Origin of the sequence: Brevundimonas viscosa (genome assembly GCF_900116065.1) — a bacterium.
Taxonomy (GTDB): Bacteria; Pseudomonadota; Alphaproteobacteria; order Caulobacterales; family Caulobacteraceae; genus Brevundimonas; species Brevundimonas viscosa.
This window is the reverse complement of sequence record NZ_FOZV01000010.1, coordinates 40,989-67,571: the sequence shown is the minus strand read 5'-3', so window position 1 is coordinate 67,571 and position 26,583 is coordinate 40,989. Positions and strand designations below refer to the sequence as shown.

General features: G+C 71.1%; 22 protein-coding genes. 17 read left to right on the top strand and 5 right to left on the bottom strand.

The window, feature by feature from the left end:
• Position 1 precedes the first annotated feature (1 nt).
• Positions 2 to 1,513 carry a flagellar hook-length control protein FliK gene (locus BM333_RS16200; protein WP_245777300.1) on the bottom strand — a complete coding sequence of 504 codons (1,512 nt, stop codon included), beginning with the start codon at positions 1,511 to 1,513 and terminating at the stop codon, positions 2 to 4.
• A 382-nt stretch (positions 1,514 to 1,895) separates the two neighbouring features.
• On the opposite strand from BM333_RS16200, the gene flgK reads away from it, so the two are divergent.
• The 8 genes from flgK (at position 1,896) to BM333_RS14480 (ending at position 11,243) form a co-directional block, all read left to right on the top strand.
• Positions 1,896 to 4,010, top strand: a complete 2,115-nt coding sequence (flgK, locus tag BM333_RS14515) for a flagellar hook-associated protein FlgK (protein WP_092313322.1) — start codon at positions 1,896 to 1,898, stop codon at positions 4,008 to 4,010.
• On the top strand, positions 4,010 to 4,936 hold the full coding sequence (locus tag BM333_RS14510) for a flagellin (RefSeq protein WP_092313319.1): 927 nt from the start codon (positions 4,010 to 4,012) through the stop codon (positions 4,934 to 4,936). The genes flgK and BM333_RS14510 overlap by 1 nt, the downstream gene beginning before the upstream one ends.
• A gap of 66 nt (positions 4,937 to 5,002) precedes the next feature.
• A complete protein-coding gene (locus BM333_RS14505) occupies positions 5,003 to 6,244 on the top strand; it encodes a putative DNA modification/repair radical SAM protein (RefSeq protein WP_092313316.1) in 1,242 nt (413 codons plus the stop codon).
• A complete protein-coding gene (locus tag BM333_RS14500) occupies positions 6,244 to 7,680 on the top strand; it encodes a UdgX family uracil-DNA binding protein (protein WP_092313313.1) in 1,437 nt (478 codons plus the stop codon). Before BM333_RS14505 ends, BM333_RS14500 begins: the two co-directional genes overlap by 1 nt.
• Before the next feature lie 118 nt (positions 7,681 to 7,798).
• A complete protein-coding gene (locus tag BM333_RS14495; protein WP_092313309.1) occupies positions 7,799 to 8,914 on the top strand; it encodes an ABC transporter permease in 1,116 nt (371 codons plus the stop codon).
• Positions 8,911 to 9,675: an ABC transporter ATP-binding protein gene (locus tag BM333_RS14490; RefSeq protein ID WP_092313306.1), complete on the top strand. Its 765-nt coding sequence runs from the start codon at positions 8,911 to 8,913 to the stop codon at positions 9,673 to 9,675. The genes BM333_RS14495 and BM333_RS14490 overlap by 4 nt, the downstream gene beginning before the upstream one ends.
• Positions 9,676 to 9,690: 15 nt before the next feature.
• The gene (locus BM333_RS14485) at positions 9,691 to 10,629 is read left to right on the top strand and encodes an MlaD family protein (RefSeq protein WP_092313304.1); all 939 of its coding nucleotides are present in this window, start codon (positions 9,691 to 9,693) and stop codon (positions 10,627 to 10,629) included.
• Entirely contained in the window at positions 10,626 to 11,243 is a 618-nt protein-coding gene (locus tag BM333_RS14480; RefSeq protein WP_092313301.1) for an ABC-type transport auxiliary lipoprotein family protein, read from the top strand. Before BM333_RS14485 ends, BM333_RS14480 begins: the two co-directional genes overlap by 4 nt.
• On the opposite strand, the gene BM333_RS14475 is transcribed toward BM333_RS14480, so the two are convergent.
• Positions 11,240 to 12,082: a hypothetical protein gene (locus BM333_RS14475; RefSeq protein WP_092313297.1), complete on the bottom strand. Its 843-nt coding sequence runs from the start codon at positions 12,080 to 12,082 to the stop codon at positions 11,240 to 11,242. The genes BM333_RS14480 and BM333_RS14475 overlap by 4 nt on opposite strands.
• Positions 12,083 to 12,227: 145 nt before the next feature.
• Between BM333_RS14475 and BM333_RS14470 the strand changes: the two genes are divergently transcribed.
• Positions 12,228 to 13,406: an FAD-dependent oxidoreductase gene (locus tag BM333_RS14470; protein WP_245777299.1), complete on the top strand. Its 1,179-nt coding sequence runs from the start codon at positions 12,228 to 12,230 to the stop codon at positions 13,404 to 13,406.
• Between the two features lie 2 nt (positions 13,407 to 13,408).
• Here BM333_RS14470 and BM333_RS14465 read toward each other — a convergent pair whose 3' ends face one another.
• Together BM333_RS14465 and BM333_RS14460 are read right to left on the bottom strand one after the other, a co-directional pair.
• A complete protein-coding gene (locus BM333_RS14465) occupies positions 13,409 to 14,059 on the bottom strand; it encodes a 3-oxoacid CoA-transferase subunit B (protein ID WP_092313291.1) in 651 nt (216 codons plus the stop codon).
• Complete coding sequence (locus tag BM333_RS14460) at positions 14,059 to 14,763, bottom strand: CoA transferase subunit A (protein WP_092313288.1); 705 nt, start codon at positions 14,761 to 14,763, stop codon at positions 14,059 to 14,061. Before BM333_RS14460 ends, BM333_RS14465 begins: the two co-directional genes overlap by 1 nt.
• A gap of 367 nt (positions 14,764 to 15,130) precedes the next feature.
• On the opposite strand from BM333_RS14460, the gene BM333_RS14455 reads away from it, so the two are divergent.
• The 7 genes from BM333_RS14455 to BM333_RS14425 all read left to right on the top strand — a co-directional run bounded on the left by BM333_RS14455 (position 15,131) and on the right by BM333_RS14425 (position 23,920).
• Positions 15,131 to 16,024: an SGNH/GDSL hydrolase family protein gene (locus BM333_RS14455; protein WP_092313285.1), complete on the top strand. Its 894-nt coding sequence runs from the start codon at positions 15,131 to 15,133 to the stop codon at positions 16,022 to 16,024.
• A gap of 2 nt (positions 16,025 to 16,026) precedes the next feature.
• Positions 16,027 to 17,286: a GDSL-type esterase/lipase family protein gene (locus BM333_RS14450; protein ID WP_092313282.1), complete on the top strand. Its 1,260-nt coding sequence runs from the start codon at positions 16,027 to 16,029 to the stop codon at positions 17,284 to 17,286.
• Positions 17,287 to 18,687, top strand: a complete 1,401-nt coding sequence (locus BM333_RS14445; protein WP_092313279.1) for an MBOAT family O-acyltransferase — start codon at positions 17,287 to 17,289, stop codon at positions 18,685 to 18,687.
• Positions 18,688 to 18,702: 15 nt separating this feature from the next.
• Complete coding sequence (locus tag BM333_RS14440) at positions 18,703 to 19,257, top strand: hypothetical protein (RefSeq protein ID WP_092313276.1); 555 nt, start codon at positions 18,703 to 18,705, stop codon at positions 19,255 to 19,257.
• A gap of 41 nt (positions 19,258 to 19,298) precedes the next feature.
• Entirely contained in the window at positions 19,299 to 20,627 is a 1,329-nt protein-coding gene (locus tag BM333_RS14435; protein WP_092313273.1) for a tyrosinase family protein, read from the top strand.
• The gene (locus BM333_RS16040) at positions 20,624 to 21,418 is read left to right on the top strand and encodes a zinc metalloprotease (RefSeq protein ID WP_092313270.1); all 795 of its coding nucleotides are present in this window, start codon (positions 20,624 to 20,626) and stop codon (positions 21,416 to 21,418) included. Before BM333_RS14435 ends, BM333_RS16040 begins: the two co-directional genes overlap by 4 nt.
• Before the next feature lie 66 nt (positions 21,419 to 21,484).
• Positions 21,485 to 23,920: an alpha/beta hydrolase family protein gene (locus BM333_RS14425; protein ID WP_092313267.1), complete on the top strand. Its 2,436-nt coding sequence runs from the start codon at positions 21,485 to 21,487 to the stop codon at positions 23,918 to 23,920.
• 200 nt (positions 23,921 to 24,120) lie between these two features.
• Here the strand turns inward: BM333_RS14425 and BM333_RS14420 are convergent, their stop codons facing one another.
• Positions 24,121 to 25,050 carry a hypothetical protein gene (locus tag BM333_RS14420; RefSeq protein WP_143105847.1) on the bottom strand — a complete coding sequence of 310 codons (930 nt, stop codon included), beginning with the start codon at positions 25,048 to 25,050 and terminating at the stop codon, positions 24,121 to 24,123.
• Between the two features lie 131 nt (positions 25,051 to 25,181).
• Between BM333_RS14420 and BM333_RS14415 the strand changes: the two genes are divergently transcribed.
• Complete coding sequence (locus BM333_RS14415; protein WP_092313261.1) at positions 25,182 to 26,579, top strand: glycoside hydrolase family 47 protein; 1,398 nt, start codon at positions 25,182 to 25,184, stop codon at positions 26,577 to 26,579.
• The last annotated feature ends 4 nt before the right edge of the window (positions 26,580 to 26,583 follow it).

The following is a 26,583-nucleotide window of genomic DNA, read 5'->3' as shown; positions in this document are numbered from 1 at the left end:
TTCAGACCTTCAGATCCACGCCCGCGGGCGTGAGGGAGAGGGATGTCCACCGGGCGACCGGAACCGCGTCGGCTTCGGCCTGGAGGCGGGCGGCGGCGGTGAAGGCGCGGCCTGAGCCGCGACGCGGGTCGTCGCCGCGGTCGAAGGCGCTGGAGCCGCTGTCACGCTCGGCGAACTCGAAGGCGTCTTCGGCGAGGTGGAAGCCGGCCTGCTCCAGCTGGCGCCGCAGCTCGTCCGCACGACCGCGCAGGTCGGTGGCGGCGGCCGGATTGTCGAAAGCCAGACGGGCCGCCAGCCGGCCGTCGGAGTCGATGTCGAGCTTCACGTCGACCCGGCCCAGCTCTTCGGGCAGCAGGGCCATCTCGAAGCGGGTCGAACGGCCGTCGAGCTTGCGCAGGATCTGGGCGGCGATCTGGGCGGTCGCCTCGACCGCGACGCGGGAGACCAGCGGGGCGGACGCCGAGGCCTCGCGGGCAGCCGGCGAGGCGGTTTCCGGGGCGGGGGCGGGGCCGGGCTCGCCCTCACCGGCGGACCCTCCCTGGTCCGGCGTCGGGACGTCGGCCTGGATGCGGGGCGGAGCCTCTCCCGACCGGTCAGGCCGCCCGACCGACGCCGCGCCGCCTTCGACCACCTGTTTCGAAGTCGCCGGAGTGGAAGGGCTCGTCGAATGATCGGCGAGATTGGCGTCCGATCCGCTCGCCTTGTCGCGCGAGGACGCGGCGTTGCTCTCCTGGGCCCGCAGGGGCGCGGGCGCCGGAGAGGCCACAGGCGCCGCAGCCGCCGCGGAAGGCGGGGGCGCTGCGATGGCGGGGATCGGCGCGGCCGCATCCGCGACGGTCGGCGACGCCGTCGCATCGCTGTATGGGGCCGGCGCTGGGGCCGGCGCTGGGGCCGGCTCCGGGGCGAATGTCGCGGCGCCGGCGGGAGCCGACGCGGTCTGCCCGGGCGACATCGGAACGTATCCGCCGTCCGGCTTCTGGACGGCTTCCAGAGCCGGCGGCGGAACCACCGGCGCGCCAGCGGCGGCGGAGGCGGCCTGCGAGGTCGGCGCGGGTCGGGGCGACCCCGTCGGCGCGACGGCTGCGACCCCCGCGGGAGATGTGGCTTCAGCGCCGGCGACCGGTTCACCGACGATTGGGTCGCCGACCGTCGGCTCGGCGACGACCGGCGAGCCCGCCGCAAGCGGAGTCGATATCGAGGAGCCGGCGCCCTCTTCCGCCACAGGCGCGGCGTCGTCTTCCGGAGCTTCCGGCGCTGCGGGGACGAGGGTGGTCGCCGCGGTGGGCGTCATCGCGATCGTAGCCGGCATCGCGACGCCCGTGGCCGCCGCATCGGGTTGCCCCGGGCCTTCGGCGGGGGAAGCCGGCAGCGCCTCGGCCTCGCCGCCCCGCTTCGCCGCCGCTGTCATGCCGGCGAGCAGCGCCTCGAACTCGCCCATAGCCTCGCCCGTCGACCCTTGCGGGGCCGCCGGGAGGCCAGGCGCGATCATCGAAAGCAGAATCTGGGCGGACATGGGCTCGACAGTCGGTCGCCGGGGGCGACGGGGACGAGGCGCCTGCTGCGCCGGACATTCGGAAGCGCTGGCGCAAGTCGCGGGCCACTTCTGTCGTTGGCCTCAAGTCATTGAGCGGACGGATGTTTCTGCACCGGCCAGCGATCGAGGCCGGGTGCCGATGCGGTCGAAACTTGCCGTGCGCGGTCGATTCTTGCCCGGCGCCAGGAGCCCTGTCGGGATTGGCCCGCCGCTTGCGCGTCTCACTGGTCATGACGCAGGCGCAAAACGCGATGTCGCGACAAATCAGTGACTTGTGCGGAAGGTCCGCCTCCGCCGCCGGGCAAAAAGCGCGCGGCGGCTGGCAGGGCTTGCCGGGCGCCGGGACCATGGGGGACTGAAAATGTCGCTGAACGCGATCATGAACACGGCGACCTCAGGCCTGACGACGGCCCAGACGCAGCTGCGCGTGGTTTCCGACAATGTCTCCAACGTCAACACGCCCGGCTATGTCCGCAAGGTCGCGGAGCAGCGGACCCTCGTCAGCCAGGGCATCGGGTCCGGCGTCGAGGTGGCCCGGATCCGCCTCGCCACCGATCGCTTCCTGCAGGCGGCCAGCCTCAACGCCGGCGCGGAGGCCTCGCGCCAGGGCGTGCGCCATGAACTCTACGACCGCATCCAGTCCCTTTTCGGGGATCCGGGCGCCGACAGCGGCTTCTTCTCCCAGGTCGACCAGGTGTTCTCGGCCTTCGCCGCCAGCGCCGAAGATCCTGCCTCGTCGCCCCGGCGGCAGGACGCCCTGTTCAGGACACAGGCGCTGTTCGACGAAGCGACCCGCATCGGCAAGCAAATCCAGGCGGTCCGCGAAGACGCCGACGGCCGCATCCAGAGCGCCGTGGAGAAGGCCAACAGCCTGCTGAACCAGATCGAGAGCCTGAACGTCGAGATCGCGCGGGCCACCGTGGTGAACGGCGACGCTTCCGGCGCCGAGACGGCGCAGTCCGCCCTGATCGGCGAACTGGCGGAGCTGATGGACATCCGCGTGACCACCCGCGCGGTCGGCGGCGTGTCGATCCGCACCGGCGCCGGCGCCCTGCTGGCGGGCGAGGGCGCGGCGGTCCTGGCCTACAACCGGGCCGGCACGGTGACCGGCGAGACCGCCTTCAACGAGATCTGGATCACCGAGCCCGGCGGCCAGAAGCGATCGCTGCTCGACAGCATCACCTCCGGCGAGATCAAGGGCCTGGTCGAACTGCGCGACGTCGAGGCGCCGGCGGCGGCCGAACGGCTGGCGGAGCTGGTCAGCCACATGGCCGACGAGCTGAACCGCGCGCACAACGCCAACAGCTCGGTGCCGGCGCCGACCAGCCTGACCGGCCGCAATCTCGGGCAGTCGCTGGAGAGCGCGATCGCCGGCTTCACCGGCCAGACGACGATCGCCGTCACCAACTCGGCCGGCGTCATCCAGACCCGGGCGGATATCGTCTTCAGCGGCGCCACCATGACGATCAACGGGGTCGCGGCGACGCCGGCGAACTTCCTGACCGTCCTGAACGCACAGCTGGGCGGCGCCGCGACGGCGAGCTTCGCCGACGGGCGCCTGAGCCTTACGGCCGGCGGGACCAACGGGATCGCCATCGCGGACGACGCGGCCTCGCCTTCGGACAAGGCCGGACGGGGCTTCTCGCACTATTTCGGCCTGAACGATCTGATCGTCACGGACCGGCCCGCGATCTACGACACCGGACTGACCGCGGCGTCTCCGCATGGATTCACCGCGGGCGAAACCCTGACGCTGCGCTTCACCGGTCAGAGCGGCTCGACCCTGCGGGACCTGCAGGTGGCGATCCCGGCCGGCGGCACGATCGGCGACCTCATCACCGCGTTGAACGATCCCGCGACGGGCGTCGGCCGGTTCGGGACCTTTGCGCTGGCCGCGGACGGAACGCTCGCGTTCAACGGCAACAGCGACACGGGGCCGACGATGTCGGTGCTCGAGGACCGCACCACCCAGATCCCGTCCGGGGTGTCGGTGACGGAGCTGTTCGGGATCGGCGGCGGCGTGCGGGCCTCTCGGGCCGACGGCTTCTCGATGCGGGCGGACATCAGGCAAAGCCCGGCGCGGCTGGCCCTGGCGCAGCTGAATCTGGCGGCCGGCCCCGGCGTCTCGGCCCTGAGCTCCGGCGACGGCCGCGGCGCCCTTCTCCTCGCCGACGCTGGCGAGCGCGCCGCCCGTTTCCAGGCGGCCGGCGGCGCGGCGGGCGGGACCCTTTCGGTGTCGCGGTACGCTTCGGAACTGTCGGGCGAGATCGGCGGGCGCGCCGCCGCGGCCAAAAACCGGGCCGAGTCGGCGGGGGCGCTCTACACCGAGGCCACCGCACGCCGGACCGCCCAGGAAGGCGTCAACCTTGACGAGGAATTGGTGCTGATGACCACCTACCAGCAGGCCTTCAACGCGTCGGCCCGACTGATCCAGGCGGTCAAGGACATGTACGATACGCTGCTGGGGATGACCTGATGACCCGCGTCGCGACCTTCGGAAACTACCAGTCCGCCCTGCTGGACCTGATGAAGGCCCAGACCCGTTCGGCGGAGGCGCAGGAACGGGTCTCGACCCAGAAGAACGCCACCGACCTGACCGGATTCGGCCGGCAGTCGGAGACGCTGACGGCGCTGAAGGGCGCGCAGAGCCGGATCCAGGGGTTCATCGACACCGGGGAGGCCGTCTCGGCCCGTCTCACCACCCAGGACCTCGCCCTCAACCAGATCGGGGACGGGATCGCGGGCCTGCGCGCAGCGGTGGGCAGCGTTCTGGCCACCGACTCCGTGAGCTCGCTGATGCTGGAGATGGAAGGGCATTTCCAGACCATCCGCGGCGGCCTGAACATGCGCCACCACGGCAGCTATCTGTTCTCCGGCGCCAAGATCAACACGGCCCCGGTCGCGGCGGCCAACCTGACCGAGCTGGCGGCGGAACCGACGGTCGCCGACGTGTTCAACAACGACACCCTGAAGACCGTCAGCCGGGTGGCCGAAGGCACGACGCTGGAGACCGGCTTTCTGGCCGACGAGGTCGGCGCCGAGGTGATGTCCATCCTCCGCGACATCCACGCCTATCACACCGGACCTTCGGGACCGCTGACCGGCAAGGCGACCGAGGCCCAGAAGGCCTTCCTCACCACCCAGCTGTCGCGGCTGGAGCAGGCGGCGAACGGGGTCATCGACAAGACCGCCCGCACGGGATCGATGCACAACCAGATCGACGACATCAGTGTCGGCCACAAGGCGCAGCTGATCTCCCTCGACGAGCTGGTCTCGAAGCGGACGGACGCCGACATGGCCAAGGCGGTGACCGACCTGCAGCTGTCGCAGGTCGCGATCCAGGCCTCGGCCCAGGTGATCGCGCAGCTGCGCGAGGTGTCGCTGCTCAACTATCTGCGCTGACGCGACAAATCGCCCGCAACGGCCACGCTGGACGCGCGTCTCCGAGGTGGAACATAATGCGAACAGATGGCGCAGCTCGACCTCAGACGCAAACTCTCGGTCCTGGCCGACGCGGCGAAGTACGACGCCTCGTGCGCCTCGTCCGGCACGTCGAAGCGGGACTCGTCGGGCGGGCGGGGGATCGGCTCGACCGAGGGCATGGGCATCTGCCACGCCTACACGCCGGACGGCCGGTGCGTGTCGCTGCTGAAGATCCTGCTGACCAACTTCTGCATCTATGACTGCGCCTACTGCATCAATCGGGCGTCGTCGAACGTGGCCCGAGCGCGATTCAGCGTGGACGAGGTGGTGCGGCTGACGCTGGAATTCTACCGGCGCAACTACATCGAGGGGCTGTTCCTGTCCTCGGGCATCATCCGGTCCGGCGACTACACCATGGAGCAGCTGGTGCGGGTGGCGCGGACGCTGCGGGAGGCGCACGACTTCCGCGGCTACATCCATCTGAAGCTGATCCCCGAGGCCGATCCGAAGCTGGTCGAGGAAGCCGGCCTTTACGCCGACCGGTTGTCGGCCAATATCGAGCTGCCCCGGGACGAGGCCCTTCAGCGACTGGCCCCGCAGAAGGACGTCGGCGTCATCAAGAAGGCCATGGGCCAGGTGCGGCTGAAGGTCGAGGCGGCGAGGCCGGAGAAGCGCGACCGGGCGAAGCCGCCGCGCTTCGCTCCGGCGGGGCAGAGCACGCAGCTGATCGTCGGCGCCGACGGCGCGCCGGATACGGAAATCCTGCAGCGCAGCGCCTCGCTGTACGGCGGCTACGGCCTGCGCCGGGTCTACTATTCCGCCTTCAGCCCCATCCCCGATTCATCCACGGCCTTGCCGCTTTCGAAGCCGCCGCTGATGCGCGAGCACCGGCTGTACCAGGCCGACTGGTTGATGCGCTTCTACGGCTTTTCGGCCCCGGAGATCGGCGAGGCGGCGACGGACGGGATGCTGGATCTGGCGGTCGATCCGAAGCTGGCCTGGGCGCTGAACCGACGCGAGCTGTTTCCGGTCGACGTCAACGCCGCCCCGCGGGAGATGCTGCTGCGCGTGCCGGGGCTCGGGGTTAAGACGGTGGATCGGATCGTCTCGGTGCGGCGGTACCGGACCCTGCGGCTGGAGGATGTGGCGAGGCTGTGCCGCAGCGTCGACAAGGTGCGGCCGTTCATCACCGCGCTGGATTGGACGCCGGGTGGCCTGACCGACGCGGTCGATCTGCGCGCGCGGCTGGCGCCGGAGCGGGCCCCCAAACAGCTGAGTCTGTTCTGATGGCGGTCGCGGCGCTCGCGGGCGAGACCGACTTCGACGGCTGGCGCAAGGCGGCGCGGCGTTTCCGCGAGGCGGGCGTGACGCCGGCCGAGGCGCGTTTCGTGGTCGGCGGAGCAGGGCAGGGCGGGCTGTTCGACGCGCCGGCCGAGGCCCCGGCCGGAGAGGGGAAGCCGTTCGCGGTCCCGCGCGCCTTTGTGGAAACCGCGCAGTCGGTGATTCTGCACCGCTCGGACGACCGCTTCGACCTGCTGTACCGGCTGTTGTGGCGGCTGCGCGACGCGCCGGATCTGATGCGGGTGGTCTCGGACCGCGACGTCGCCGACGCCCTGGAGCGGGCGAAGAACGTCTCGCGCGCGAGCCACAAGATGAAAGCATTCGTCCGCTTCCGGCAGGTCGAGGACGAACGGGGCGAGGCGTGGGTCGCCTGGTTCGAGCCGGCGCACCGGGTGCTGGAGATGACCGCCCCCTTCTTCGCGCGGCGCTTCGCGACCATGCGCTGGTCGATCCTGACGCCGGACGGCAGCGCACACTGGGATGGGGAGGCGCTGGAGCTCGGGCCGCCGGCGACGCGCGACATGGCCCCCGCCGAGGACGAGATGGAGGAGTTCTGGCGCACCTACTACGCCTCGACCTTCAACCCGGCGCGGCTGAAGACCGGAGCGATGCGGGCGGAAATGCCCAAGCGCTACTGGAAGAACCTGCCCGAGGCGGCGCTGATTCCGGAACTGGTGGCGCAGTCGGCGGTTCGGACCGAAGCCATGGTCGCCGCCCCCGCCCCTGAACCGAACCGGCGTCTGGAGAAGACGCTGTCGCGCCTTGCGCGCGACGCCAGCTTCGACGAGGGCTTCGTTCCGTCGACGCTGGAGGAGCTCGACGCCGCCGTCCAGGCCTGCCGGCGCTGTCCGCTGTGGCGGGACGCCACCCAGGGCGTCTGCGGGGCGGGCCCGAAGAAGGCGCGGCTGATGATCGTCGGCGAACAGCCGGGTGATCAGGAAGACCTCGCCGGACGCCCGTTCGTCGGACCGGCCGGCCGGGTCCTCGACGCGGCGCTGGAAGAGGCCGGCATCGATCGCGACGAGGTCTTCGTCACCAATGCGGTCAAGCACTTCAAGCATGAGCCGCGCGGCAAGCGGCGACTGCACCGCACGCCCACCACAGGGGAGGTCAGCGCCTGCCGCTGGTGGCTGGACGCCGAGCGGCGGCTGGTGAAGCCGAAGGTCATCCTCGCCATGGGGGCGACCGCCGGACTCGGCGTGCTGGGGCGCAAGCCGGCGGTGACGAAGGAACGCGGGCGGCCGATTCCGCTATCTGACGGTGCGGCCGCCTTGTTGACGGTTCACCCCTCGTATCTCCTGCGCATTCCCGACCCGGCCGCCAGGGCGGCCGAACGGGCCCGGTTCGTCGCCGATCTGGAGCAGGCGCGGTCGCTGCTCTGAGCGGCAAGCCCCTGAAAGCGTGGCTGAACGAATACGATTTGCCTGCGTTGTCATCCCCGCCGCAGCTTTGCCGTACGCTCGGCATAGGCAAGGCGAACGGCGCAATCTAGGTAGGGGCATGGCCGCAGCGGGATTCGAGATCGACGACGGCGGACCGGATCTGACCCTGCGTCTGACCGGAGACTGGACCGCGACCGAGCTGGGCCGCATTTCGCAGCGGCTGGACCGACAGCTGGAACAGCGCTGCGTGGCCGCCGTCGATCTGACCGGGATGGGCCGTTTCGACACGGCCGGCGCCCTCGCGCTGGTGCAGGCGAGTAACTGCGTCCTGCCTGAAAGCGCCTGGACCCAACGGCCTGAGGCCGGCCGCATCTACGCCATGGTCGAGAAGCTGGAGCGCGAGAGCGCACCGCCGCCGCCGCGAGCGCCCGGCTGGGTGCGGGGCTTCGCCAAGGTCGGCCGCGGCGTTCAGGACATCGCGGCGGAGACCACCCTGTCGCTGGCCTTCCTCGGCCGTCTGATCGCCGCCAGCGGCTCGGCGCTGAAGCACCCCGGGCGTATCCGCTGGCCCGCGTGGGTCAGCCAGACCGAGCGGGCGGGCCTCGACGCCCTGCCGATCGTGGCGGTGACGAGCTTCTTCATCGGCGCCGTCGTCGCCTTCATCGGCGCCGACCTGTTGAGTCAGTTCGGATTCGACGTCTTCGCGGTCGAACTGATCGCCATTTCGGTGCTGCGCGAGTTCGCGGTGGTGATCACGGCCGTGCTGCTGGCCGGTCGTTCCGCCTCATCGTTCGCCGCGGAGGTCGGCTCGATGAAGATGAACCAGGAGATCGACGCCATGCGGGTGATGGGCGTCGATCCCTTCCAGGCCCTGGTCATCCCGCGACTGGCGGCGCTGCTGGTCATGCTGCCGCTGCTGACCTTCGTGGCCATGGTCACCGGCCTGCTGGGCGGTCTGCTGGTCGCCTGGACGCAGCTGTCGCTTGGCCCCGCCTTCTTCATCCAGCGCATGGTCGACATACCGGACGTCGGCAACCACCTGTTCGTCGGCCTGTCCAAGGCGCCGGTGTTCGCTATCGTCGTGGCCGGCATCGGCTGTCGCCAGGGCATGGCGGTGGCCGGAGACGTCGACAGTCTGGGCCGGCGGGTCACCGCGGCGGTGGTGCAGGCGATCTTCGCCATCATCCTGCTGGACGCCCTGTTCGCCATGACTTTCCTGGAGCTCGGCATATGAGCGACGCGGTGGTCGAGGTTTCTGGCCTGCGCAGCCAGTTCGGGGAGCGGGTGATCCACGACGATCTCGACTTGACGGTCGAGCGTGGCGAGGTGCTGGGCGTGGTCGGCGGCTCGGGGTCCGGCAAGACCGTGCTGCTGAACTCGATCATCGGATTGAAGGAGCCCGAGGGCGGAACGGTGAAGCTGTTTGGTCATGACCGCGCCGAGCTGACCAAGGCCCAGGCGGCGGACATCGAGCGGCGCACCGGCATCCTGTTTCAGCAGGGGGCGCTGTTCTCCTCGCTGAGCGTCATCGACAATGTCGCCTCGCCCCTGGTCGAGCATACGCGGTTGCCCAAGGACGTCATCCGCGAGCTGGCCGAGATGAAGATCGCCATGGTCGGGTTGAAGCCGGAGTCGCACCATCTGAAGCCGGCGGAGCTTTCGGGCGGCATGCGCAAGCGGGTGGGCCTGGCGCGGGCGTTGGCGCTCGACCCGGAACTGCTGTTCCTCGACGAGCCGACGGCCGGGCTGGACCCGATCGGCGCCGGCGCCTTCGACGACCTGATCCGTCAGCTGTCGGACGATCTGGGGCTGACCGTGTTCATGATCACCCATGACCTCGACACGCTGTACGCGATCACCGACAAGGTGGCGGTGGTGGCGGACAAGCGCATCGTGGCCAAGGCGACGGTGCAGGAGCTGGAGCAGTCCGATCATCCCTGGATCAGGGAGTATTTCCTGGGACCGCGCGGACGCGCCGTCCGCAAGGCCGCCTGAGGAGAGCGGAACGAGATGGAAAGAGACGCCCATTACGCCGCCGTCGGCATCGCCACCATCGCCCTGATGGCGGCGCTGCTGGTGTTCGCCATGTGGCTGGCCCGGCTGTCGTTCAACGAGGAGTTCGACCAGTATGACATCGTCTTCTACGGGCCGGTCCGGGGGCTGTCGGAGGGCGGCGAGGTGCACTTCAACGGTATTCGCGTCGGCGAGGTCACCGACCTCAACCTTGACCCGAACAAGGGCGACCAGGTGATCGCGCGCATCCGGGTTGATGCGACGACGCCGGTGCGCGTCACGTCGCGGGCGCAGCTGGAGCCGCAGGGAATCACCGGGCTGAACTACATCCAGATCACCGCCGGCAACCCGAACAGCGCCATTCTCAAGACCCAGTACCCGGACAACGTCGTGCCGGTGATCCAGAGCCAGCCGTCGCCGATCTCGGAGCTGCTGTCGGGTTCTGGCACGGTGCTGGCGCAGACCGTCGACGCGTTGAACCGCATCAATCGCGTGCTCTCGGACGACAATGTGCGTTCGTTCTCGACCAGCCTGAAGAATATCGAAAGCCTGACCACCGAGCTGGAGGCCCGCAAGGGCATGCTGCAGCAGCTGGAGCAGACCCTGACCCGCGCCAATTCGGCCGTGGCCGAGTACGAGCAACTGGCGATCAGCACCCGACGGATCGTCGAGACCGACGGCCAGGAGGCGATCGCCGAGATCAACGCCGCCGCCTCCGACGCCCGTTCGGCGATCGCTTCGATCAATCGCTCGGCGACCAATCTCGAGCAGCCCATCGGCGAGTTCGCCAGCACCGGCCTGCCGCAGCTGCAGCAGACGATCCAGCAACTGGAGGAGGCGACACGTTCGCTGCAGTCGCTGATCGACGACGTGCGCGAGAGCCCGCGCGAATTCATCCAGCGTCCGCCGTCGGTCGAAATGGAGGTCGAGCCTTGATCCGCATCCTGACCAGAACCGCCGTCGCCGCGGCTGCCGTCGCCGCTGTCGGCGGCTGCGCCCTGCTGTCGAGCCCCGAGCCGGTCAGCCTCTATCGCTTCGGGGCTGCGCCGGACGCGGAGATCGGGGCGTCGGGCGCGCCCGCGGGCCAGGTGCCGGTGGCCATGCGCCGGCCGGAGTTCGTGCAGGCGGCCCGCGACGACCGCATCCTCGGCGTGACCGGCACCGATGCGGCCTACATCGCCGGCGCGCGCTGGGTCGCCTCGGCCGACGTGCTGTTCAGCGACGCGCTGGAGGACGCCTTCGCCGCCGAGTCGCGGCGGGTGCGGCTGATCGGACCGCGCGAACTGACGCGTGCCGGGCAGACCCTGGACGTCGACGTGCGCACCTTCGAGGCGCGCTATCCTGCGCCGGGGGCGATCCCGACGGTGACGATCGTCGCCCGGGTGCGGCTGCTGAACGCCCAGGAGCGGACGGTGGCGGCGGAGCGCATCTTCGCCGTGGAGCAGCCGGCGACGGCCAACCGCGTCAGCGCCATCGTCGCGGCGTTCGACGCCGCGACCCGGGATCTGAACAGCCAGATCGTGGCCTGGACGGACCAGAACGCGCGCTAGAGGCTGTTCCGCAGCGCCGCCAGCTGGCGCTCGACTCCGTTTCGCCTCTCACGCGCGGCGCCCAGTTCGGCCAGCGCCAGATCGATCCGCGTCAACAGGTCGTCCCGCAGGCGCAGCAGGCGTTCGCGGTCCGGGCGCACCTTCCTCGGCCGGCGGCCGGCGAGCCCGAGGGCGTCCCTCCAGTCCTCGCGCCAGGCGGCGACGCCCTCGGCGCAGGCCTTGAGCCGTTCGGTCACGCGGGCGTCGGCGTTCTGGGCCGTGCGGAGAAGGGGCAGGGCGGCGAGGGCCGCGGAACGGCAGGCGTCGAGAGCGGCGCGCCGGGTCGCCAACGGGTGCGGGGCGTCCTCGACAGCAGGCTGACCGGACAGGCGGCGGGCGGCGACGAGGAGGTGGGCGTCGAGTTCGGCGACAGCGTCACGGAGTTCTGACCAGGCGCCGTCCAGCACGCCGGAGCGGCGCGCCGCGGTTTCAATCCGGCCAACCAGGTCGGCGGCGACCTCAGAGATGGTGGCGGCGCCGCGGCGGAAGCCCTCCCGGAACCCCTTGAGGCGTCGGCCGCGGCTGTCGAACAGGCCGGCGAGGCCGCGGCGGGGCTCCAGCGCCTCGGGACGCAGGGCGTCGAGGGTCTGGCGGGCGTGGGTCAGCTGGGCCGCGGCCTCGGTCAGGTCGCCGGTCCGCACGGCGGCCAACGCCCGCTCAAGGCGATCGACGGCGGCGGCACGGGCGGGCTCGGCGAAGGCCCCGACCTGCGCCTCGTCGAAGGCGGCGTCGATGGCCTCGACGCGCGTGGCGTCCGGTTCAGGCGCATGACCCTGCCAGCGATAGGCCCCGTCGGCCATGAGGTGAACTCCCACCCCCGGCTCTGCGGCCGGAGCGCCGAGTATGACTACGACTTGGCCGCGACGGCAACGGTTGCGGTCGGGGCTCGCCTTGCCACGCGGGATCGCAGAGGATGGCCGGGTCGGAAGGGGAGGGTGATCCGCCGTGAACGCACAACTGCATCGTCGGATGGTACTGGGCGGGCTGGGCGCGGCGGGACTTGCGGGTTGCGCCGCCTCGCCAGCCGTGCTGGTCCGGCCTTCGCGCCCCGACTTTCAGCGGCCCCCGCTCGCGCCGCTGCTGACCGATCCGGGGCGGCTGAGCCGCATCACCGTGTGCACGCGGCCGTTCCGCGCGGCGGGGCCGCGTATCGAGGCGGAGGCGATCGGCGACAAGAGGGTGGTGCACAACTACGGCCACGGCGGCTCGGGCTGGTCTCTGTCGTGGGGGTCGGCCGCAGCGGCGCGCGACCTGGCGCTGGAGGGCGGGCAGCCTGAGGTCGCCGTCATCGGCTGCGGCGCGCTGGGGCTCACCGCCGCGCTGCAGATCCTGCGGTCCGGGGCGCGGACGACCATCTACGCCGCCGAGCGGACGCCGCACACGCGCTCGGCGCGGGCGACCGGCGTGTGGTCGCCGGACTCGCGGATTGCGGCGGAGAGCGCGGTTTCGGCGGATTTTTCAGCCCGGTGGGAGGCCATGGCGCGGCGGTCGTGGGCCGAACACCACGCCTTCGTCGGGCTGGACGGCGAGCCGGTGAAATTCATCGACCAGTACAGCCTGCGCGGGCCGCGGGGCGGGAATGCGTCGGTGGGGCCGGAGCCGACGCCCGGGCGGGTCGACTTCGTCCGCTACGAGCCCCGTCTCCAGGGGCTGACGCCCTCGTCGCGCGCGTTGCGGCCGGAGGAGCATCCGTTTCCGGTGGAGTCCGCACGGGTGTTCCCGCAGATGACGTTCAACGTGGCGGAGTACGCCCGGCAGCTGACCGAGGCCTTCCTGATGGAGGGCGGGCGGATCGTGGAGCGGACGTTCCACCATCCATCGGAGCTGGTGGAGCTGCCCCAGCCGGTGGTGGTCAACTGCACGGGCTACGGGGCGCGGGCGCTGTTCGGGGACGAGAGCGTCGTGCCGGTGCGGGGGCAGATCGCCTGGCTGACGCCGCAGCCGGAGGTGACCTACGCCCTCTGGTACCGGTCGATCAGCATGGTCCCACGGGCCGACGGGATCGTCATCCAGGCCAACGGCTCCAGCCAGATGGTCGGCTACGGCGTCGAGGACGAGACCCCGGACCGGGCCGACGCGGAGCGGGCGCTGGCGGCGCTCGCCCCGCTGTTCGCGGCCGTCTGAGGTCAGCCGACGCCGGGCTTGACCGTGTAGCTGGCCTCGGTCTTCGCGGCGACCTCGTCGAGGGTCACGCCGTCGGCCAGTTCGACCAGCTCAAGGCCGGCGCCATCCGGCTTGACGTCGAAGACGCACAGGTCGGTGATGATGCGGCTGACCACCCCGGTTCCGGTCAGGGGAAGGGTGCACGATTTCAGCACCTTGGACTGGCCGTGCTTGTTGGCGTGGTCCATGACCACGACCACGCGCTTGACGCCGGCGACGAGGTCCATCGCCCCGCCCATGCCCTTCACCAGCTTGCCCGGGATCATCCAGTTGGCGATGTCGCCGTTCTCGGCCACTTCCATGGCCCCGAGGATAGACAGGTTGATGTGGCCGCCGCGGATCATGGCGAAGCTGTCCGAGGAGCTGAAGTAGCTGGTCTCGGGGATCTCTGTGATGGTCTGCTTGCCGGCGTTGATCAGGTCGGGATCGACCTGGTCCTCATAGGGGAAGGGCCCCATGCCGAGCATGCCGTTCTCCGACTGCAGGGTGACCTCCATGCCTTCCGGAATGTAGTTGGCCACCAGGGTCGGGATGCCGATGCCGAGGTTCACATAGAAGCCGTCCTGCAGCTCCTTCGCGGCGCGTTCGGCGAGCTGTTCGCGGGTTCTGGCCATTACGCGGTCTCCCGGGTGCGGACGGTGCGCTGTTCAATGCGCTTTTCGGGCACGGTCTTGACGATGCGGTCGACGTAGATGCCCGGGGTGTGGATGTGGTCGGGATCGAGCGAGCCGGTGGGGACGATCTCCTCGACCTCGGCCACGCAGACCTTGCCGGCGGTGGCCATCATCGGATTGAAGTTGCGGGCCGTCTTGCGGAACACGAGGTTGCCGCGCTCGTCGGCCTTCCACGCCTTGACGATCGACAGGTCGGCGACGAGGCCGGTCTCCATGATGTACTGGCGGCCGTCGAACTCGCGCACCTCCTTGCCCTCGGCGACGAGCGTGCCGACGCCGGTGGCGGTGAAGAAGGCCGGGATGCCGGCGCCGCCGGCGCGGATGCGTTCGGCGAGCGTGCCCTGCGGGTTGAACTCGAGCTCGAGCTCGCCGGCGAGGTACTGGCGCTCGAACTCCTTGTTCTCGCCGACGTAGGACGAGATCATCTTGGCGATCTGGCGGGTGCCGAGCAGCTGGCCGAGGCCGAAACCGTCGACGCCGGCGTTGTTGGAGATGACGGTCAGACCCTTGACGCCGCTGTCGCGCAGGGCGGCGATCAGATGTTCGGGGATGCCGCACAGGCCGAAGCCGCCGGACATGACGGTCATGCCGTCGAAGGTCAGGCCCTCCAGCGCCGACCGGGCGTCGGGGAAGATCTTCCGCATCGCTTCCTCGTGTTTTTTCACCGCCTGATGAATATCGACGGCCTTGATGGTCCGTAACGCGCGGCGCCGTGGGGGGCAAGCCCGCGTCGGTCCAGCCCGGTCCCGGCGACCAAAAAACACAGTCCGATGTGTCCGACGCGTCCGCCTGCCTCCACCGGACGGGGTCGAAGCGGCAAAAAAACATAGTCCGATGCGTCCACAGCGTCCGCTTCGTCCGCCGCCGACCTCATGAAACGCCGCTGCTGCGTCAGTTCCGGTCGCAGGGCGGCGGCGCCGTTAACCTTTTTGTTCGCCCGAGGCGGGCGCGCGGTGGCGAGCGGGCGTCGATACGGTAAAAGGCTCGGGTGAGCACTGTTCGGGGGACGGATTGCGCGCCGGGATCAACGCACTGACGGCGGCCTTCGTGGTCGGGGTCGTCGCCGGCCTGGCGCTGACGCCGGACGGACGCGCGTGGATGCGCGAGCCGACCCTGCTGCTCGGCGAGAAGGCGGCCGCCTCGGCGCCCGCGGCCGCGCCCGAACCCGCCCCGCCGCCGAACGTCGTCGCGCCGCCCCCCGCCGCGGCGGTCACGCCGCTGGCCGCGCGGCTGGCGCAGGGCCCGCTGCGGATCGGCGTCTTCGGGGACTCCATGGCGGACGGCCTGTACGCCGGGCTGTACCGCGAACTGCGCGACCAGCCGGACGTGACCGTGAGCAAGTTCTCGGAGGTCTCCACGGGTCTGTCCCGGTACGACTACGTGAACATCCAGGAGAAGACGCGCCGGCAGCTGGACGAACAGCCGGTGGACGCGGCGGTGATCCTGTTCGGCACCAACGACGCCCAGGGCATCGAGATGGACGGGACGGTGCACCCCTTCGGCAGCGACGGCTGGAAGGCCGCTTACGCCCGGCGCATCGACGACCTCGTCGCCCTGCTGAGGAGCCGCGACGTGGCGGTCTACTGGGTCGGCCTGCCGCGCATGAAGGGCGAGCGGTTCGACGGGCGGATGGCGCTGATCAACGGCGTGGTCGCGGCGCGGATGAGGGCGCTCGGCGTGCCGTATATCGAGACCGTGTCGCTGACCTCCGGCGAGGACGGCGGCTACGAGGCCTATCTGCCGAACGACGACGGCCGCAGGGTGCTGATGCGGGCCAACGACGGCATCCACATGTCGATGGCCGGTTACCTGCGGATCAGCGCTCCGGTGGTCGTGCGGCTGAAACGGGACGCCGGACTGGACCGGCCGCAGCCCACGGCGACTGCGGTCGCTCCCGCCGCCTGAGCATGGGCCGGACCGCGGCGTCGCTCCTCGCCGGGCTGTGGGGACTGGCCGCGGCCGCCTCGGCCCAGGAGACCGCCTATGTTCCGATGAGCCCGCCGCAGCCGGGCCTCCCGGTCTGCGCCGGCGGCCTGTGCCAGGCGGATGCGCTGGCGGGGCTGTTTGAGGCCCTGGCCGCGACCGAGGCCGGACGCCGCATGGCGCCGGTCCATATCCTCCAGATCGGCGACAGCCACACGGCGGGCGACCGGATCACCGGCAAGGTGCGGGCCTCGCTGCAGGCGCGGTTCGGCGACGCCGGACGGGGCGTGCTGCCGCCGGGCCCGCCCTACGAGGGTTTCGCCCCCTATCAGGTGGAGATGACGGCGGTGGGCTGGCGGCCGATGCCGGCTCCGCTGGTCGGGCCCGGGGGCTTTCCCACCGTCGGGGTCGGCCTGGCCGGCGTCCAGGCGATCTCGCTGGAGCCGGGCGCCGAGCTGAGACTGCGGCCGGAGGGCCGCGACGCCCTCGCTTATGTGATCTCGGTCTGCGGCGAGGGAGCCGGTCGCCTGCGGGTGGAGGCCGACGGGGAGGTCTGGAGCGAACGCGTGTTCAACGAGCACGGCGCGACGCGGTCCTGCGTCAACATGATCGCCGACGGCCGGCCCCGCGAGATCGTGCTGCGGCCGCTGGACGCGACGTTGATGCTGCACGACGTGCGGCTGGGCCAGGTGGGCGCCGGGGTGACCCTGTCCAGCCTCGGCGTCGTCGGGGCGACGCTGCGGGACCTGGCCGCGCGGGACGAGGCGGTAGTGGCGATACAGCTGGCCAGCTGGCGCCCGTCGCTGATCGTACTGGCCTTCGGGACCAACGAAGGGTTCGAGGACGGGCTGGAGCCGGTCGCGTACGAGGCGCTGCTGCGCGGCCAGATCGCGCGCCTGAGGCGACTGGTTCCCGGCGCTTCGCTGATGATCCTGGGCGCGCCGGACGCCCTGCGCAGCGGCGTCGAGGGCGGCTGCAGCGCCGACGGCCAGCGGGCGCCGCCGCCGTCGCTGGCGGTGGTCCGGGACGTGCAGCGCCGGGTCGCCGCCGACACGGGTGTGGCGTTCTGGGACTGGCACGGGCGCATGGGAGGGGACTGTTCGTCGGATCGCCTGGCGCTGCGGGCGGAGCCGCTGATGCGCGGCGACCGGGTGCATTTCACCAGCGCCGGCGCGGACTGGATCGGCGGCGTCCTCGCCGACGACCTGCTGGCCGCCTACGAGGCGTGGAAGGCGGGGCGGTAGATGCTGTTCCCCACGCTGGCCTTCGGCGTCTTCTTCCTGTTCGTCTACTTCACCGCCTGGTCGCTGGACCGCGAGAATGGCCGGCGGAAGGTGTTCCTGCTGCTGGCCAGCTGGTTCTTCTATGCCCAGTGGGACTGGCGCTTCGTCGGCCTGCTGATCCTGTCGGCGGTGCTGAACTGGGGGGTGGCGGCGCTGATCGCCGGGCGGCCGGGACGCCGGAACGGCTGGCTGGTCGGTCTGGGCGTGGCGGCCAACCTGCTGATCCTCGGCTTCTTCAAATACTACGGCTTCTTCGTCGAACAGGCGGGGGAGCTGCTGGCGCGGTTCGGCTGGGAGCGCGACCTGCCGCTGCTGCAGGTCATCCTGCCGGTCGGGATCAGCTTCTTCACCTTCCAGGGCATCAGCTACCTGGTCGACGTCCATCGCGGGAAGACGCCGCCGGCGAAGAGCCTGCTCGACGTCATGCTGCTGATGAGCTTCTTCCCGCACCTCGTGGCGGGGCCGATCGTGCGGGCCTCGGACCTGCTGCCGCAGTTCGAGCGGGCGCCGCGGCTGACGCGGGTGATGGCCACCCACGGCCTGCTGCTGATCGTCTGGGGCCTGTTCAAGAAGACAGTGGTCGCCTCCGAGCTGTCGGTGAACCTGGTCGATCCGGTTTTCTTCGACCCGAGCGCGCATTCGGCCTTCGACATCGCCGCGGCCGTCTACGGCTACGCGGTGCAGATCTACTGCGACTTCTCGGCCTATTCCGACATGGCCATCGGGCTGGCGGCGCTGCTGGGCTATTCCTTCCCGCGCAATTTCGATCAGCCGTACCGGGCGGCGTCGATGCAGCAGTTCTGGCGGCGCTGGCACATCAGCCTGTCCAGCTGGCTGCGCGACTACCTCTATGTGCCGCTGGGCGGGGGGCGGAAGGGGCTGTTCGCCAGCTGCATCAACGTCTTCATCACCATGGTGCTGGGCGGGCTGTGGCACGGGGCGGCGCTGACCTTCCTGGCCTGGGGCGCGCTGCACGGCGGGGTGCAGGTCATCGAGCGGCTGGGCCGCGCGGCGTTCGGCGACCGCAAGGTGCTCCCGACAGTGGTGGGCGTGCTGGTCACCTTCCACATCGTCTGCCTGGGCTGGATCCTGTTCCGGGCCGAGAGCTTCGAACTGGCGCTGGCCATGCTGGAGGGACTGGGGCGTATCGGGCCGGTGGAGGTGCTGACGCCGCTGCTGCTGACGCTGATCGTCGGGGGTCTGGCCATGCACTGGCTGCCGCCGCGGGCGGTGGAGGGCATGGCCGAGCGACTGCAGGCGGCGCCGTCAGTGAGCCTGGGATTGCTGATCGGCGCGGCCGTTCTGCTGGTCGAGGCGGTGCGCCCCGAAGGCGTCGCGCCGTTCATCTACTTCCAGTTCTGAGGCGTTGAGAGCGCGATGACCGACGACAGGGACAAGACGGGCGGGCAGGGCGAGGGACCGGGGGAACCTCCGGCGCCGCTGGAGCCGTTCCCGACGCACCTGCCCGAGTCGCCGTTCCCGCCGCTGTACGAAAGCCTGCCGCCTCCGCAGGAGGCGCCGCCCGATCCGCCCAGCGACTGGATCGAGAGCGCCGACGCCCACGATCTGCCGACGCGCGAAAACACCCTCGTCGCGCTGGGGCGGTTCGCCTTCCCGCCGGCGCCGCCGCTGGACGACGAGGGCGTGGCGGCCCGCGACCGGCGCTGGACAAGCCGGACCATCGTGACGGCGACGGTGTTCCTGATCGTATTCAACGCCGTCTCGCCGCTGAACTGGGCGCGACAGCAACCGCCGGGGTGGCTCCCGCAGACCGTGGAGCGCCTTTCGGAGGTGTGGACGGAACAGCTGGCGGTGTTCGGGGTCGACATGCCGCGCCGCGGCCTGCGCGAGAGCTGGGATGCGGCGCGGGAGGCGCGGTTCATCGGTCAGGGGCCGGCGCAGCGGACGGGGTCGACTTCGCCGTCGGATTGAGGAAACCTGACCGCTCGCGCGGAGGGGCGCGGGGGGACGGAATGAAGCTGGATCGCAGATCGACCCTGCTCGGCGCCGGCGCGGCCATCGCGGCGGGACTGGCGGCGGGCGCCGCGGGGGCCCAGCCCTCCCTGCGCATCCGTCGGAGCGTCGGCGAGCTGACCGCGACCAGCGACGACGTGGTCGCCTTCGGCGAGGCCGTGCGGCTGATGAAGCGGCGGCGCGACGGGCTGTCGTGGGACCGGCAGGTGCGCATCCACCATGTCGACGCCCAGCACGGCAACGGACTTTTCCTGCCGTGGCACCGGCTGCAGCTGCTCCATCTGGAGCGGATCGTGGCGCGGCTGACCGGGCACGACAGCTTCGCCATGCCCTACTGGGACTGGCAGGAGCACCGCTTCCTGCCGGCCTGGGTGACGGATCGTGACTCGCCGCTGTACGAGCGCGAGCGGGCCCGGGGCGTGGACGAGCTGGACTTCGCCGCGGCGCGGTGGGCCGAGTCGCCCTATACGGCGCGGCTGGCGTCGGACGATTTCGAGACCTTCTGCGGCAAGCTGCCGGAAGGGCAGGGGATGGTCGAGGGCTACGGCCACAACCACATCCACGCCCTGATCGGCGGCGCGATGCGGCATCCGCGCACCTCGGCGCGCGACCCGATGTTCTGGCTGCACCACAGCAACGTCGACCGGGTCTGGGCGACGTGGCATGGGCTGCGCGGCAGGAACCTGTATCCGGCGGACTGGACAGCCCTGACGGTGACCGGCTTCGTCGACGCGGACGGCGAGGCGGTGGGCGATCTGCCGGTGGCGGGGGCGCTGGAGACGGGCGCGCTCGGCTACGGCTACGACCGGCTGTATCCGTTCCCGGTGTTCAACGTCCCGGAGGCGGGACCGCCGGGGGCGACCCGGCGCGTGCCGCTGGGCGGGGGGAGCTGGACCGTGCGCGCGGCGGCGGAGCCGGGCTCGGGCCGCATGAGCCTGACCCTGCCGGCCGAGGCGGCGGTGCGGATGCGCGACGCCGACGACACGCTGATGATCGAGGCCGCGGGCGCGGTCGGCTATGCGCGCGAGGCGGCGCTGGAGGATCGCTCGCTGGAGATCCGCCTGGCCAGCGGCGGGCGCGAACGGTCGCTGGGCTCGTCTCCGACCTTCGTGCACGTCCCCGAGGCCGACGGCCGCCATGCGCACCGCGGGCCCTATGTGCTGCCCTTCCGGTTCGGGGAGGAGGTGCTGAACCTGCTGGCGGCGAGCGAGGGGCCGGTGTCGGTGTCCGTCGCGGCGGAGGACCTGCTGCCGGAAGCGGGGCGGCCGGAGCCGCAGGCGGCGTGGATCGAGCTGAAGCTGACGCTGACGGAGACGCGCTGGACATGAAGCGGCTGAGGATCGTCCTGTTTCTGCTGCTGGCGGGTCTGGCGGTCGCGCCGCTGGCCGGGTGCAGCTGGCTGCAGGAGCCGCCGCCGGTGTATGCGCCGCCGCCGCCTCCGCCGCCTCCGCCTCCGCCGCCCCCGCCGCCGGCGCCGCCGCCCGATCCCGAGGACCAGTGGCCGGACGGGCGCGTGCCGATGTGCTTCGCCAGCCCCGCCGCGGAAGACGCCTGGGCGCGCGAGGCGGTGATGGACGCGGCCGCGGTCTGGGAGACCGCGGCTAAGGTGGACTTCGACATCCGCGCCGCCTGCGACGGCTCGCCGACCAGCGGGCCGGAGCGGCGCATCCCGATCCGCATCGTTCACGACCCGGAGCTGTTCGCCTCGGCCAGCCATCTGGGCGTGCATCTGGTGCAGGGCGGGGAGATCGTGCTGAACGCCGAATACCTCGTCACCAACCGGATCTGCGGGCGGCGGGGGAGCGTCGGGCGCGAGGGCTGCTTCCGCGCCGACGCGCTGCACGAGCTGGGGCACGCCCTGGGCTTCAGCCACGACCACGTCAGCCCGCGGGCGCCGGACTGCCTGGCGCGGACCCGGGCGCCCGAGGCCACGGTGCAGGGGGAGACCTACTACGACCAGGCCTCGATCATGAACTACTGCAACGCCGACCGCTGGCAGGGGCGGCTGAGCGAGGCGGACGTGTGCTCGGTGCGGGCGGCCTATGGCGCGCCGGACGGGACGCGGCCGAGCCGGGCCAGTTGCTACGCGATGACGGGGGCCGTCCCCGCGCGGCCTTGACCGCGGCTGACGCGGGACCCTAGCGTGCCCGGCCCGCCGGTTCGGGGCGGGGTTGGGGAAGTGAACATGCGTCGTCGTCTGCTCGGCCGGGCCCTGCCCGCCTTCGTGCTCATCGCCGCCCTCGCGGGGCCGGCCCTGGCGCAGGAGGCGCTGACCTACCAGCAGCCGCCCGCGCCGATCGCCGACATCCTCGACGCCAGGCCGACGCCGACGGCGAGCCTGTCGCCGGACCGGGCGACGCTGGCGCTGTACGACCGGGCCAACCTGCCGCCGATCGCCGAGCTGGCCGAGCCGATGCTGCGGCTGGCCGGATACCGGATCAATCCCCGCAACAACGGGCCGGCCAACAGCCGCGTCGCCTGGCTGACGGGCCTGAGCTTCCAGCCGGTGGCGGGCGGGCCGGCGCGGGCGGTGCAACTGCCGGCGGGGGCGCGGTTCATGTCGCCCTCGTGGTCGCCGGACGGGCGGTCGGTGGCCCTGCTGATGGACGCGCCGACCGGGCTGGAGTTGTGGGTCGCCGACGTGGCCAGCGGCGCGGCGCGCAAGCTGACCGACGCCCGGGTCAACGCCGCCGCCGGCGGAGCCTTCGACTGGGCGCCCGACAGCTCGGCCCTGCTGGTGCGCATGGTCCCGGACGGCCGCGGCGCGGCGCCGGACGTCAGCCGTCCGCCGTCGGGCCCGATCGTCGAGGAGAGCCTGGGCCGGACGGCGCCGGCGCGGACCTACCAGGACCTGCTCTCGAACGCCGGCGACGAGGCCCTGTTCGACCACTATTTCACCAGCCAGCTGACGTACGTGCCGCTGAACGGCCGGGCGCGGACGCTGGGCGAGCCGGCGGTGCATCTGGGGGCGGGCATCTCGCCGGACGGGCGCCATGTGCTGCGCACGGCGGTGAAGCGGCCCTACAGCTATGTCGTGCCGGCCGGGCTGTTCCCGACCGAGATCAGCGTGCTGGATTTGCAGGGGCGTGAGCTGCACCGGGTCGCCGACCTGCCCTTGCGCGACAATATTCCGACGCCGTTCGACGCGGTGGCGCCGGGGCCGCGCTCGGTGCAGTGGCGCTCGGACGCGCCGGCGACCCTCGTCTGGGCGGAGGCGCAGGACGGCGGCGACCCGCGGACGGAGGCGGAGGTGCGCGACCGGGTGTTCCTGCAGGCGGCGCCGTTCACGGATGCGCCGACGCCGCTGGTCGATCTGAAGGAGCGCTACGCCGGGGTGACCTGGGGCGACGCGGACACGGCGGTGGTGAACAGCCGCTGGTTCAACACCCGTCACGAGACGCGGCTGGTGGTCGATCCCTCGAATCCGGGCGAGGGCCGGGTGCTGCTCGAGCGCAACTATCAGGACCGCTACAACAATCCGGGCTTCCCGGTGACCGAGCCCAATGCCGCCGGCTTCCCGGTGATGCGCTTCGCCGGCGACGGCCGGGTGCTGATGACCGGGCCGGGGGCGACGCGCGAGGGGGAGTATCCCTTCCTGGCCGCCATGGACCTGACCACCGGCGAGAGCGAGCGGCTGTGGACCTCGGCGACCGGCGACTACGAGAGCGTGGTCGGCATCCTCGACGACGACGCGCGGCGGCTGGTGACACGGCGCGAGACCCGCAACGATCCGCCGAACCTTTACGTCCGCAATCTGGACGCGCAGGCGCCGGACGCCCTGACGACCTTCCCCGATCCGGCCCCGCAGCTGGCGGGGGTGACGCGACAGCTGGTCACCTACACCCGGGCCGACGGGGTGCCGCTGTCGGGCACGCTGTACCTGCCCGCCGGCTACGACAAGGACCGCGACGGGCCGCTGCCGCTGGTGATGTGGGCCTATCCGGCCGAGTTCACCGACGCGGCCGTGGCGGGGCAGGTGGTCGACACGGCCAACCGCTTCGTGCGGCCGGGCGGCTCCAGCCACCTGTTCCTGCTGACCCAGGGCTATGCGGTTCTGGACGACCCCTCGATGCCGATCATCGGCCGCGACGGGGCGGAGCCCAACGACACCTACATCGAGCAGCTGAAGGCCTCGGCCGAGGCGGCGGTGAACGCGGTGGTCGAGATGGGCGTGGCCGACCGCGACCGCATCGCCGTCGGCGGGCACAGCTACGGCGCCTTCATGACCGCCAACCTGCTGGCGCACACGGACCTGTTCCGGACCGGCATTGCGCGCTCCGGCGCCTACAACCGGACCCTGACGCCGTTCGGCTTCCAGGCCGAGCAGCGCACCTACTGGGAGGCGACCGACACCTATACGGAGATGTCGCCCTTCACCTACGCCAACCGTGTCAACGAGCCGATTCTGCTGATCCACGGCGAGGCCGACGACAACTCGGGCACCTTCCCCGTGCAGTCGGAGCGGTTCTACGCGGCGCTGAAGGGCAATGGCGCGAACGTCCGCTACGTGGTCCTGCCGCTGGAGGCGCACGGCTACCGGGCGCGGGAGTCGGTAGGCCACACCCTGTGGGAGATGACCCGCTGGCTGGACCAGCACGTGAAGAACGCGCCGGCGCGGTAGGGGAGACAGACCGACGAGCAATCCTCCCCGCAGGGGGAGGGGGACCGCCGGAACGGCGGTGGAGGGGGATGATCCGGAGATATCCCTCCACCCCCTCCACCATGCTTCGCATGGTCCCCCTCCCCCTGCGGGGGAGGAACTGAATGCAGAAAAGGGCCCGGCGAGCGATCGCCGGGCCCTTTCGTCAGGCGGGGGAAGCGCTACTGGCGCTTCTTGGCCTCGGCCGCGTTGCCGGTGCCGCCGTCGGACACGTCGCCGACGATGGGGTTTTCGGCCGGGGTGTGGTGTTCGCCGCTCGCCTCGGAGCGCGGGCGGTTCTGACGCCAGCTCGAGAAGTCGGACGAGAACTTCTGACGCCGCTCGTCACGCCAGCTCTTGTAGTCGTTGTCGAAGGCCGACAGCTGCTGCTGGCGCCAGTGCAGGTAGTCCGGCTCGAAGTCGTGGTGCTCGTGCGACTGGCCGCCCATGCCCGAGCCCGAGCCTTCCCAGATCTGGGCGCCCGGCGCGTAGCCGTGCGAGGGATAGCCCGCCTGCGAGCCGCCGTAGGACTGGCCGTAGCCGCCCTGCGTCTGAGAGCCGCCGGCGAAGCCGGTGCGCATGCCGGACTGGCCGCCCATGCTGGAGCCGCCGTACGATCCGCCCTGGCTGTAGCCGGAGGAGGGACCGTAGCCCTGGGACTGGCCGTAACCGCCCTGGCTCCAGCGCTCCTGGCCGCCCATCGACGCGCCGCCGTGGCTCGAGGGGCCGCTCCATGAGCCAGCGTCGCCGCGTCCGTACTGGGGCTGACTCCATTGCTGCTGCTGTCCGGAGGCCTGCGAGCCGTAACCGTACTGGTCGAAGGAGCCGCCCGGCTGGGGCTGACGATCCCCGGTCCAGCCGGTCGACAGGCCGCCGCCGTACTGGCTCTGCTGCGACTGCCCGTAGCCCATGCCCCGGGAGCCGGACATCTCGCGGTCCTGGCCGTACTGGCCCTGGTCGCGGTAGGCCTCGGCAGTGCGGCCGCCATCGCCCTCGGACCAGCTGGCGCGTTCGTCCCAGCGCGGGTCGCGGGCCTCCCAGCGGCCCTGTTGATGCTCGTCGCGCCGGCCGAAGTCGTCCTGCGGTCGGTGCTGTCGGAAAGGATTCTGCATGGCCATCGCCTCCGTGGTTGGGGATGACCTTGAAAAGCAGGGCCGGGGGCCGCGTTCCGGTGATCACGGGGAGCTTACAGGCTTGGCCGTGCGGCTTGCCGGGCGGCGGAACGCGGGTCAGTCTCGCCCTCATGCGCCAGACCTTCTCCCGCCGCTCCGCCCTCGCCCTGGCCGGCGGTTCCGCCCTCGCCGCCTTGGGCGGCCTGCCCGCTCAGGGCCATGTCCGGAGCGAGGACTGGAGCGCGCTGGCGTCCGACGTGCGAGCGGAGTTCAAGTGGGCGTGGGACCATTACGTCGCGCGGGCGTGGGGCAAGGACGAGATCAATCCGGTTTCGGGAACCTCGCAGAGCTTCTTCATCGAGGGCCACGACCTCGGCCTGTCGCTGGTCGAGGCGCTGGACACCCTGTGGCTGATGGAGCTGGACGCCGAGTTCCAGGCCGGGGTGGACTGGGTGAAGACGAGTCTCGACTTCGACGTCGACGCCTTCGCCCAGACCTTCGAGACCAACATCCGCCTCGTCGGCGGCCTGCTGTCGGCGCATCTGGCCAGCGGCGACCCGGTGTTGCTGGCGAAGGCGAAAGACCTCGCGGACCGGCTGATGAAGGCCTTCGAGGCCTCGCCGCACGGGCTGCCGTACCGCTATGTGAACCTGAGGACCGGGGCGGTGCGCGACCCGGAGACCAACCTCGCCGAGATCGGCACCTATGCCGCCGAGTTCGGGGTGCTGGGCCAGCTGACCGGCGACGAGCGCTACTATGCGGCCGCGAAGCGGGCGATGAAGCATGCGCTGGACCGGCGCTCCGACCTCGGCCTGATGGCGGCCAACATCCATGCGGAGACGGGCGAGTTCACCAGCCGCAACGCCTCGGTCGATGTCTACGCCGACAGCTTCTACGAATACCTGTGGGACAGCTGGGAGCTGTTCGGCGACGCCGAGATGAAGGGCTGGGCCGAGGAGTGCCTCGGCGCCATCAGCCGCCAGCAGGGGCGACGCTACGACCTGCGGCTATGGTACCCGATGGTCGACTACGAGACGGGCGCCGTGGCCGGGACGTCGCAGACCGTGCTGGGCGGCTACCTGTCCGGGCTGATGGCCCAGGCGGGGCGCGTCGAGGAGGCCGACCTGTTCCTGACCAGCTACGCCGAGCTGCAGGACGCCTTCACCGTCATCCCGGAATCGATCGACGTGCGGACGCGGCGGCCGCGCGGGGTGCGCACCGGCCTACGGCCCGAGTTCGCCGACGCCTGCCTGCACCTGTGGCTGATGACGGACGACGACCGCTATCGGGCCCTGACGGCGACCCACTACCGCAACATGAAGGCCACCTCGAAGGCGGCGTACGGCTACACCGCGCTGGCCGACATCACCACGCGGCCGATGACCCAGGGCGACAACTGCCCCGGCTACTGGTGGTCGGAGCAGATGAAATACTACTGGCTGATGTTCGCGCAGCCGCGGCGGGTGGATTTCGACCGGCTGGTGCTGAGCACGGAGGCGAATGTGCTGCGGGGGTTTGTGCGGACGTAGGCGG